Source organism: Verrucomicrobium sp. 3C, from assembly GCF_000379365.1.
GTDB lineage: Bacteria > Verrucomicrobiota > Verrucomicrobiia > Methylacidiphilales > Methylacidiphilaceae > Methylacidimicrobium.
Genome location: NZ_KB901875.1, coordinates 1,523,917 through 1,534,092 on the forward strand (window position 1 = coordinate 1,523,917; position 10,176 = coordinate 1,534,092).

The 10,176-nt window shown below is 60.7% G+C and carries 9 protein-coding genes; 5 read left to right on the forward strand and 4 right to left on the reverse strand.

Annotated elements, in window-relative coordinates; all coding sequences use genetic code 11:
• Positions 1-253: 253 nt before the first annotated feature.
• Complete coding sequence (locus A37A_RS0108065; RefSeq protein ID WP_018291010.1) at positions 254-1,054, reverse strand: MBL fold metallo-hydrolase; 801 nt, start codon at positions 1,052-1,054, stop codon at positions 254-256.
• A gap of 154 nt (positions 1,055-1,208) precedes the next feature.
• On the opposite strand from A37A_RS0108065, the gene A37A_RS16475 reads away from it, so the two are divergent.
• The 4 genes from A37A_RS16475 (at position 1,209) to dnaJ (ending at position 4,807) form a co-directional block, all read left to right on the forward strand.
• On the forward strand, positions 1,209-1,718 hold the full coding sequence (locus tag A37A_RS16475) for an STAS domain-containing protein (RefSeq protein ID WP_018291011.1): 510 nt from the start codon (positions 1,209-1,211) through the stop codon (positions 1,716-1,718).
• 104 nt (positions 1,719-1,822) lie between these two features.
• A complete protein-coding gene (locus A37A_RS18305; protein ID WP_018291012.1) occupies positions 1,823-3,040 on the forward strand; it encodes a PP2C family protein-serine/threonine phosphatase in 1,218 nt (405 codons plus the stop codon).
• An 88-nt stretch (positions 3,041-3,128) separates the two neighbouring features.
• The gene (locus A37A_RS0108080; RefSeq protein ID WP_231363829.1) at positions 3,129-3,653 is read left to right on the forward strand and encodes a nucleotide exchange factor GrpE; all 525 of its coding nucleotides are present in this window, start codon (positions 3,129-3,131) and stop codon (positions 3,651-3,653) included.
• Positions 3,650-4,807 carry a molecular chaperone DnaJ gene (gene dnaJ, locus A37A_RS0108085; protein WP_018291014.1) on the forward strand — a complete coding sequence of 386 codons (1,158 nt, stop codon included), beginning with the start codon at positions 3,650-3,652 and terminating at the stop codon, positions 4,805-4,807. Before A37A_RS0108080 ends, dnaJ begins: the two co-directional genes overlap by 4 nt.
• An 18-nt stretch (positions 4,808-4,825) precedes the next feature.
• Here dnaJ and A37A_RS0108090 read toward each other — a convergent pair whose 3' ends face one another.
• From A37A_RS0108090 to A37A_RS0108100, 3 genes are all read right to left on the reverse strand, one after another.
• Entirely contained in the window at positions 4,826-5,581 is a 756-nt protein-coding gene (locus tag A37A_RS0108090; protein WP_018291015.1) for an RluA family pseudouridine synthase, read from the reverse strand.
• 208 nt (positions 5,582-5,789) lie between these two features.
• Entirely contained in the window at positions 5,790-7,838 is a 2,049-nt protein-coding gene (locus A37A_RS0108095; protein ID WP_018291016.1) for an ATP-dependent DNA helicase, read from the reverse strand.
• The gene (locus A37A_RS0108100; RefSeq protein ID WP_018291017.1) at positions 7,829-9,070 is read right to left on the reverse strand and encodes an LL-diaminopimelate aminotransferase; all 1,242 of its coding nucleotides are present in this window, start codon (positions 9,068-9,070) and stop codon (positions 7,829-7,831) included. Before A37A_RS0108100 ends, A37A_RS0108095 begins: the two co-directional genes overlap by 10 nt.
• A 141-nt stretch (positions 9,071-9,211) precedes the next feature.
• Here A37A_RS0108100 and A37A_RS0108105 point away from each other — a divergent pair, with 141 nt between their 5' ends.
• Positions 9,212-9,982, forward strand: a complete 771-nt coding sequence (locus tag A37A_RS0108105; RefSeq protein WP_018291018.1) for a hypothetical protein — start codon at positions 9,212-9,214, stop codon at positions 9,980-9,982.
• Positions 9,983-10,176 lie beyond the last annotated feature (194 nt).

The following is a 10,176-nucleotide window of genomic DNA, read 5'->3' on the forward strand; positions in this document are numbered from 1 at the left end:
GAGAGATACTCAGGCACTGTCATACCGAAAGGGGCAGCTCCCGCTATGGCTCTCCTACGTCGCACCGCGCCACTCCTCGACTCCACACAAATTTCGTAGCCGAGCCGCCGCAAATGGACTTGGATGCGAGGCGGGGCGCCGGTTTTCCACCGGAGCGGTATGAGGACATACTGCAAGGATGGAAAACCAAGCCCAATGAAGCAGACAAGCCCATTTTTGCAAGCCGCAGGAGAAAGCTTGTGAGAAACGGCTGCTAGTCCAAAACGATTGTTAGACCGTCGAAAGCGACTCCGATGCCGGCGGGAAGGTCGGCCTCGCGATCTCGATGGCTCTTATGGTGGGTCAGATGGGTCAAGTAGGTCTGCCGGGCGTCCGCTTGGCGCGCGACCTTGACCGCCTGCCGGGAGGTCAAGTGCGTAGGATGGGGCTCGTCGCGCAGGCCGTCGATCATCAGAATTTCGACCGAATGGATCGCCGACAGGATCTCCTCCGGCACGGCCTGGCAATCACTCAGGTAGGCGAGAAGCTTCCGTCCATCCCGTTCGAGAAGATAGCCGAAGGTGGTGATACGGCCGTGGGGAACCGGCAAGGGAGTAATGATCAGCTTGCCGAGGGGAAAAGAGCGTTCCACGGGGTGAGACAAGAGGCGAACGTAGCCCGCGGTTCCTCCCTTTTCCTGGAAGGCATAGGGAAACATGCGCGCGAGAATCTCGAGCGTGATGGCGGGCCCATAAATGGGAAGACGTTCTTGCCGGAGTTCGCAGAAACGGCGCAAATCGTCGAGGCCGAGAATGTGATCGGCGTGATGATGGGTGTACAGGACGGCACCGACATCGGCGATGCCTTCACGAATACACTGAAAACGCAAATCGGTTGCGGTGTCGATGAGAAAGGGGAGCGTTCCATCATCGACGAAAAGCGATGCTCGGGTCCGGCGATCCCGGGGGTCCGGCGAGAGGCAGACCGGACAACGGCAGCCGATCATCGGCACTCCTTGAGAGGTGCCCGACCCTAGCACCAACCCGCGCAGGAGAGGACCATTCGTTCGTGTCATCGACACACTTCTTTAGCAGGAAAACGAGCGATCGCCGAGGAATTCCTCGCTTCTTCGCGGTGGCTCGAGTACGTTAAATCTTTCTCCGGTGAGCGAAAGGGAGTCGGGGGCAAAGCCATTTGACGTGTTGTGCGAGTTGCGTAAGGTCACTCGAGTGAGAACTGGGATCGTACAGGCCGGAAGCCTCAATGGGGCGCCCGTGCTCAAGGTCATCGGAGCAGGCTCCTTCGAGCACTGTTTTTCCCTTCGACACTATTGCGATGATCTCATTCAACGCGGAAACCAGAGGCTGCTAGTCGATTTGATGGAGTGCACCTATCTGGATAGCACTTTCCTTGGCACGCTGGCGGGATCTGCGCTAAAGTTGCGAAAACAAGGACGCGTTCTCCAGGTGGGCGGGGGTAGCCGTCGAGTGATGGAGGCCATTCGAACTTTGGGGCTGGATCGGCTCTTTGAGTGCGTGGAGAAGCTTGGGCCTTACGATGCCGCAGATCTCCGTCCCTTGGAATCGGGTGTAACTCACAAGGAAATGACTGGAGAGCTGCTTCTTCAGGCTCATCGAGCCCTGTTGGAATGTGATCCGAGAAATGCGCCTAAGTTTCAGGATCTTGTTTCCTACCTGGGTGCCGAAGTGGCCCCGGTGGATCGCAGAGAGGCGCGTTAGAGTTTGGCGCCTTTCGTCGGAGTTCGGTTGTTTCGCCCATTTTTGCTGCGCGAGCTTGGCTCGCGCGGGGAAGCGGCAGTATTTCCCCGCAAGGCCGGCGGCGTGTGGTGACGAATCCAGGCAATCCATTGAACCACTCGCACGAGTCACTGCTCCTGATCACGGAATTAGGTCGTGCGCTCGGGAGCGGCGGCGAGCCAGAGTCTCTGGTCTATACCTTGCTAGAGCGTCTGGCGGCATTTCTCAAAGTATCGGGCATTGCCTTGCTGACGGGCGGGGAGCGAGGGGAGGTTGACGGAATCTGGGGCCGGGGGAAGCTGTCGGTAGAGTTAGAGGCGATGGCGCAGCGGCGCTGGAAAGCGGGGCGGGAAGGGAGCGGGTCGAAGCAGGGGGAGACCGAAGGCGCTTGGACTTTTCTGCCGCTGAGTGGGAACGGCTTTCCGCTCGGCCTGCTGGCGATTTGTCTTGAACCGGGTGGAGATCTCTGTCCAGCCGAGCGCGGTGCGGCTCAGGCGGTCGGGGAAGCTGCCCTGCGCCTGGCGAAGGGGACGGTTTGCCGAAGCAGCGATCGGAAAGCGCACCACCTCGAGGCCGAACTGCTCACGGCCCGCCTCTTTCAAGACTCGCTTTTCCCTCGAACGGCCTGGGAGTTGCCTGGTTTCCGCGTGGCTTCCATGCACTCGGCCGCGGGAGAATTGAGCGGAGACTTTTACGATCTCTTGCCCATTGATCCCGATACCTACGGCATCCTTGTCGGCGATGTGGCTGGAAAAGGAATCGCGGCCGCCCTGATTGGAGGAATGTGTCGGGTCGCGGTGCGCTGCCAAGCCGGTTGCTCCCGTTCTCCGGCGGGGGTGTTGCGTCGGGTCAACCGCCTGCTGCACGATGATCTAGCCGAGCGCACGCTAGTGGCCATGATTTACGCGGTCATCGACACGAAAAATCGTGAGATCCGGCTGGCTCGAGCCGGACAAGAGGAACCTTTCCTTCGCCGTGCTTCCGGGGTCATCCAGATCGATGCCCCGGGGCTTTGCCTGGGGATTGATTCCGGTGAAGCCTTTGATTCGGTTCTGGAAGACGTTTCCCTTTTCTTGGAGCCGGGCGAACTCCTCCTCTTCTACACCGACGGGATGACCGATGCCGTCGGGCCGAGTGGGACTGTGCTCGACAAGGAGAGGCTTGCCACTATGCTTGGCAAGACGATGCCGCGAGGCGCGCAGGAGTCGTTAGAGGAACTTTTCCGAGAGTTGCACTCTCTCCGCGCCTCGGGGGATCTAGCCGACGACGTGACGCTTGTTGCGCTGGAACGAGTCGGAAGTTAAGGTAAGAATTCCTTTGAGTATGACTGCAGACCTTGGTGAACCCTCAATCACCGAAACTTCCGCGGGAGATGCGCCCGCCTTTTTGGTGGTGAGTCGTGGGCGGATCGATCAGTGGCGGCAGGCTTCCCGTGAGGCGGACGAGGCGCGGGACCGCTTGCTGCGAACGCTGGCCGATTGGGACAACGCTCGGAAAAGGTTGGTCAAGGAGAAAGAGGATGCCATCCGATTGGCAAACACCTCTCTTCTCCAGGCGCTTCTTCCCGTTGTCGATAACTTTCTTCTCGGAGTGGAAGCGGCGAAGAACGCCACCGATGGCCAGTCGATCGTCCTGGGAATGCAAATGATCTTGTCGCAGTTTCAAACCCTCCTTCGAGAGGAAGGCGTGGAGGTGATCGACGCGGTCGGCACGCCATTCGATCCCCATCGGCACGAGGCCGTCGGCTTCGTGGATACCGAGGAAGTCGAAGAGGGGAGGGTCGCGACGCAGCAACGGTGCGGCTATCTTTACAAAGGCCGCCTGCTGCGTCCCGCCTTGGTTTCTGTCGCCAGAAAGCCGTCCAGGGACCCGGAGAGTCGGGGAGACAGAGAAGAAGCTCATTCGCCGGAACCATGACCTCCCAGCGCGATTACTACGAGATTCTGGGCATAACGAAAGGGGCCAGTGCCGAGGAGATCAAAAAGGCCTACCGTAAGCAGGCTTTGAAATATCATCCCGATCGCAATGCCGGGGACCGCGCGGCGGAGGAAAAGTTCAAAGAGTTGAGCAAGGCCTACGAGGCGCTGAGCGATCCCGAAAAGCGCGCGGCCTACGATCGCTACGGTCCTGCGGCCTTCGAAGCGCAGGGAGGCGCGACGGCGGCTGGCTTTCACGATCCTTTCGAAATTTTCAAAGAGGTATTCGGCGGCTCCGGCCTTTTCGGCGAAGGGGTTTTCGGGAGTCTATTCGAAGAGGCCTTCGGCGGTGGGGGGGGCAGGCGATCTCGCCAGGAAAGGGGCTCCGACCTCCGTTGCGATTTGGAAATCGATTTCGAGGAAGCCGCTTTGGGCTGCGAAAAGCACATCGCTTTCCCCAAGCTCGAGAGTTGCTCGGTCTGTGGAGGCAGCGGAGTCGCTGCGGGCTCCGCGCGCAAGGTTTGTCCGACTTGTCACGGCCAGGGTCAAGTCCGGGTGACGCGAGGCTTCTTGACCGTTGCCCAGACCTGTCCACGGTGCCACGGTACCGGGGCTGTCATCGATCGACCGTGCGCCGCATGCCGGGGGGCAGGAAGAGTCAAGCAGACGGCGGAGATGAATATCAAGATTCCCGCCGGCATCGACGACGGTTATCGCCTTCGTCTAGCAGGTTATGGAGAAAGCGGTACGGCCGGGGGACCCACTGGCGATCTCTACGTCGTGGTGCATGTGCGACGGCATGAGGTTTTTGAAAGGCAAGGGAACGATCTCCATTGCGACATGCCAATCAGCTTCGTGCAGGCCGCGCTCGGTGGGGAGGTGACTGTACCCTGTCTAGTGGGGAAGGCCACGCTCAAGATTCCCGCGGGAACGCAGAGCGGGCAGGTCTTCCGACTTCGCGGGCGTGGGGTGGCCGATGTGCACGGAAGAGGGATTGGCGATCTGCTGGTCCGGGTGGCGATCGAAGTTCCCACGCGCCTCAATGCGGAGCAGCGGCAAAAGCTCGAAGCCTTTGCGGCGAGTTGCGGTTCCGAAACCCATCCGCAGCAGGAAGGGTTCTTTGAGCGGGCCAAGCGGTTCTTTCGGGCGGAATAACCCGCCTCTCGCGGAATCTCAGGCCGGTGGCAGAGGGATTCCCCGCCGCCGGAGAAAGCCGCTCAGGTCGGGAGGCAGTGGCGAGGTCGCGCTCAGCTCTTTTCCGTGCCAACGGAAGGAGAGGCGGGAGGCGTGGAGTGCGTGGCGAGCAAGGCAAAGATGCTCGGCGAGTTCTGGATCCCAACCGTGAGCGGCGAACTGAAGAAAAAACTTCGGGTCGGGCCCATAGATCTTGTCGCCGACGATCGGATGGCGGATGGCGGAGAGATGAACCCGGATCTGGTGTAGGCGTCCGGTTTTCGGAAAGGCGCGGAGGAGGGTGATTCCCTCTCCGGAACAAAGGCAGCGCACCACCGTGATCGCGTGCGCCCCTTCCGGACGTATCCCTTGCCGGATGGCAACGGGATTCTCCTCGGAGATTCCCATGTAGCCCAGCGGGGCGTCGATCTGGAGAAAGTCGTAAGCCAGTCTTCCCCAGACAATCGCCAGATACTCCTTTTCGATCAGCCTCCTCTCCATGAGTCGACCGAGCGAGGAGGCCGCCGCCGCATCCTTGCCAACGAGTACCAAGCCGCTGGTTTCTCGATCGAGCCGGTTGGCTAGGAAGAACGAGGATCCTCTCCTTTCCTGGGCAAGCCAGCTGAGCAGGCTGGGGCGGTCATTCCGGCGCGTCGGATGAGAGAGAAGAAAGGGAGGCTTGTCCACGATGAGAAAGTCATCGCTCTCAAAAACGACGCGCGGTTCGTAAGGGGGTTCCAGTCTTCCTGGCTGCATCGAGCGGTCCTGGCGAGATCCCGAACTTAACCGCCGTTTCTCACAAGCTTTCTCCTGCGGCTTGCAAAATAGGCTCGTCTGCTTCGTTGGGCTTGGTTTTCCATCCTCGTGGTATGTCCTCATACAGCTCCGGGGGAAAACCGGCGCCGCGCCTTGCATCCAAGCCCATTTGCGGCGCCTCGGCTACGCAATTTGTGAGAAATGGCGGTTAGGCGATCGGGGGATCCTGGTCGAGAATCTCGACGGGACAATCGGGAAGAACGCCGAAAAAAGAGCGGCCATACCGCTTGGTCAGGATGCGCGAATCCAGGATCGCGATCGTACCCCGATCCTCCCGGCTCCGGATCAGCCGGCCGATTCCTTGACGAAATTTCAGGAGGGCTTCCGGGAGAAAATAGGAAAGGAATGGGTCGCTCCCGTCCGCCTGCAATCGTTCCGCTCGCGCCTGCGCCAGCGGATGGTCCGGCGTTCCAAAGGGGAGCCGAGTGAGAATCACGCACGATAGTGCTTCTCCCGGGACGTCGACCCCTTGCCAGAAGCTGTCTGCCCCAAAGAGGACCGCGCCGGGAGAGGCTCGAAAGCGCTCCAGCAGCCGGTGTCGGTCGACGATCCCGTCTTGGACGAGAAGGGGGAAGCCCTTCTCCTCGAAGAAGGAGGCAAGCCGGGAGGCGAGGCGGAAGAGCATTCTTCGGTTCGTAAAAAGGACGAAAGCCGATCCGCGGCTTTGCGTTGTGAAATAGCGGATCCAAGCCTCCAGAGCCGCTTCGTAGGAGACGCTCTCCGACGGGTCGGGGATTCCGCTGGGGATGCAGACCTTCATCTGCCGCACGTAGTCGAAGGAGGAGTCGAGAACGAGGGTTCGCGGTTCGCGGAGGCCGAGTCTCTTTTGGAAGTGGTGAAAGCTTCCGCCGATGGTGAGCGTTGCGCTGGTGAAAACGAGGGCGCGTTCTCCTTGGTAGAGCAGCCGTTCGAGCAGCGGGGCGACGGACAGGGGAACCGCGGCGAGACGGGTTCCTTCGGGGGAACCGGAATCCTGAGCCTCGATCCAGTAGACGTGATCGGGAAGAGACTGCCCAAGGAAAGCCGAGAAGGCGGCTCGCAGGCCGAGGGTCTTTCGAGCGTGATCCTCCATCTCGCGCTTTAGGTCGCGATCTGCACTCTGTGCGGCTGTGTCCTGGATCGCCTCGGCGAGTTCCGCCAAGGGGGCGTCCAGGACGTTCGGCACAACATCCGCCCGGAGGATGCGGACTTCTCGACTCTGGGAGGCGCTTGCGGCGGCACGCAAGTTGTCGAACAGCAAGGCGAGAGCGCTGAGGGCTTCCTTGGACTTTCGGATCGAAGCGGCCGCGCGCAGAATGGAGAGAAGTCCGCGACCGGTTCGAGGATGGTAGAGCCTTTGCAGGAACGATCGCGTCTGTCCCTCCGAGAGGGAGAGGCCGAGATGCCGAGCGGCAACCGTCTCGACCTGATGGGCTTCGTCGAAGATTACGAAATCCTTGGCGAAGGAGAGATCTTCGCATGGGTCGGAACCGAGGCCGCCGGCCAAGAGAGAGAAGAAGAGGGCATGGTTGACGATTGTGAGGTCGGCCTCGGCGCTCTGGTCTCGGAGCCGCTGATAGAAGCAGCGCGGATTGTCCTGGCAGGTCCTCGCGGTGCAGAGCTGCGGTTCGGAGCAGAGTCGGCTCCAAAGGCCAGGCTCCGGGGGAGGATCGAGTTCCTCGCAGCAACCGGTCGAGGTTTCGAAGGACCAGCGGGCGATCCGATGGATCTCCTCGGTCTCTCGCAAAGCAAAAAGGTCTCCCCCATGGCGGAGCGCTTGGTCGATCCGTCGAGGACAAAAGTAGTTCCTCCTCCCTTTGAGAAGAACGACCCGGAACGAGTCGGATAGGGTGCGGAGGAGGAGGGGCAGATCTCGGCCAAAGAGTTGCGCTTGAAGGTTGAGCGTATGGGTGGAGACGACGCCGTGCTGACCCAGGTCGTGTGCGCAGCGAAGAGCGGGGAAAAGATAGGCGAGGCTCTTGCCGGTCCCCGTACCCGCTTCGACGGCTAAAACGCCCTTTTCCTCGAGTACCTGGGCCACCGCCCGCGCCATGCGCCCCTGTTGGGGTCGAAATTCAAAGTGACGCGCGGCGGAGAGAGGGCCGCGAGGCGAAAAGAACTCCTCTGCCTCATCGGCAGGGGAAAGATGCGAATCGGGCAGTGGACGGCGGCAGCCGCCGTTCTTTTCCGGATGGAAGGAGGAAGATGCTACTTCCATTGTAAGCGGAGGTCGGCCAACCGCTTTTCGAGGGCGGCGACGACCCGCCGTTCCTCTTCCTCTCCTTGCGCGGGAAAGGTTACGCTCCAACGGAGATGGGGACCGGCATCATCCCACGGAACGGTGGAGATCTGCCGCTCAGTGATCAGCCACTCCGCTGCCTTTTCGGCCGTCGGGAAGTGGATCGTCCCCTTTGCGGTCGTAGCGCAGCGGGGTGCGGGAGTGTAGAGAAAGAACGAGGCATTCGGCTTGCGTGCCGGGCAGCCCAATCGTTGGAGGGCTTCCGCCAGCAGGTCCATCCGGCGCGAGTATTTTTGTGCGATCCGCTGCGTAATCTCCGGGTGATCCAATCCGTAGGCGAACGCATGCTGGATCGCCAGAAACTGGCCCGAGTCGGTGTGGTCCTTCACGGAGGCATAGGCACGGATGAGCCTCGAATCGCCCGCGACGAAGCCGCATCGCCAGCCGGTCATGTTGAAGTTTTTGCTCGCTGAATGGAGCTCGAGTCCCACCTCCTTGGCTCCCGGCACGGAAAGGAAGCTCAAGGGCGAACCCGTGAAGACCAGGCCCGCGTAGGCAAAATCGTGAATGACGACGATCCGGTGGCGGTGAGCGAACGCGACGACCTGCTCGAAGAAAGCGGGAGTCGCCGTGGCGCCGGTGGGATTGTTCGGATAGTTCAGGACAAGCGCCTTGGTGCGCCGCAGCACGTCGGCGGGAACGGATTCGAGGTCGGGCAGAAAGGAATTGTTTTCCAGGAGAGGGAGGGGGAAGACCTGGCCTCCATAGTATTGAGCGTGTGTTCCGAAGACGGGGTAGCCCGGGATGGTCATCAGGACGACGTCGCCGGAGTCGATGAAGCAGGCGGGCAGAATGGAGAGGGCTGCCTTGGAGCCAATCGAATGGCAGATCTCTATCTCGGGGTCGGCGATCACCCCGCAAACCCGCTGGAGATACCGAGCGGCCGCTTCCTTGAGCTGCGGTCCACCGTTGTCGGCGTAGCCACGGTTTTCCGATTTCCGCGCTTCCTCAGCCAAGCGTTCGACGATTTCAACGGGAGCCATTTCGTCCGGCTCCCCCACGCCGAGATCGAGCAACTCGATCTCCGGATGCTTGTCGCGAGCCGCCCGTTTGGCCCGCTTGATCTTCTCAAACTTGTAGATTTCCGTCTCCTTGCCGAACCGGGGACCGCCGATCCGCTGAGCGAAAGAAGTGGCGGGAAAGTTTTCCATAGGCTTCTGGTGTCTCTGTCTGCTTGCTTTCTTTTACGGGGCGGGCGAAGCAAAGGCAATCACCGCTCGCATCCCTGTAGGTTAGATCTGCTGGTTGGGATTCTCGGGCTTGGGCTGCTACGCTCTGCGGGTGAAAATGCCATGACGACCGTCGCCCTGCTTCCCCCCCGGCTGCGAGCCTTTCGGCGTTGGTTCCTTGCGCCGGCAGCCCTCGTCTTGTTCTTCGCCGCCGGTCTTGCTTTCAGACGCTCGGCCTGCGCCCAGGATCTGCCGATCCAGATCGTTTGGGTTCGTCAATATTACACGCTCTTTCTGGCGAAGTCGCGCTCCGGACAGGGGCCCCTCCAGCCCTACGTGCGCTGCCTGGTCTATCTCCAATTCCGGAATTGGGGACCTCCGCAGCGCGTGCCAATGGGGCATGGCGAGCGGCCCGACTACCCGAATATCCGATTTCGGGTTTGGCGGAATCAGGTACCCATTCCTTTCCAAAGGAGGGTGATTCCCCATGTGGGAGGGATGGACTTATATGAAGTCCATTTTGCCGCGGGGGAAAGCGTTCGCGTCACCTACGACTATGTCGAGCAGGTCTTGCGTCATAATCCGGAGGAGAAGGTCGATGTCTTCGAGGATACCTGGGGATTTGAAGGCTATCGCCCGCCCCTGGAGGATTGGTGGATCGTCGTCGATCTTGGGAAGATGTATACGCAGTATCAAGCATCTCCGGGCTTCGGACAGAGTCCAGCGACGCCGGCGCTTTCGTATCAGACCTTCTTTAACCGGATCTTCCGGGTCTCCCCGCTTGGCTACCAGGGTCGGGGGACCGAGATCTGGTGGCGGTTTCGGGATGTGGGAGAGGAGAGGATGCATTCGTTCCCGAAGCTGCGGGTCGAATGGCAGGCTTGGTATCGGTGAGAAAGCTGGCCTGCCGATCTCCAAGCCGCAGGAGAACGCTTGTGTGTGATAGGCGGGTTAGCAGCCCGTCGTACTTAGAGTTAGCGCGAGAACTCCCCATGATGCGCCGGCAGTCCGATGCGGCACAGGGAACGATTGTCTCGGAACCTGTAAAGGCCAGGATAATGCGGCGGCCGGTCTGGCGCAGAGCGACC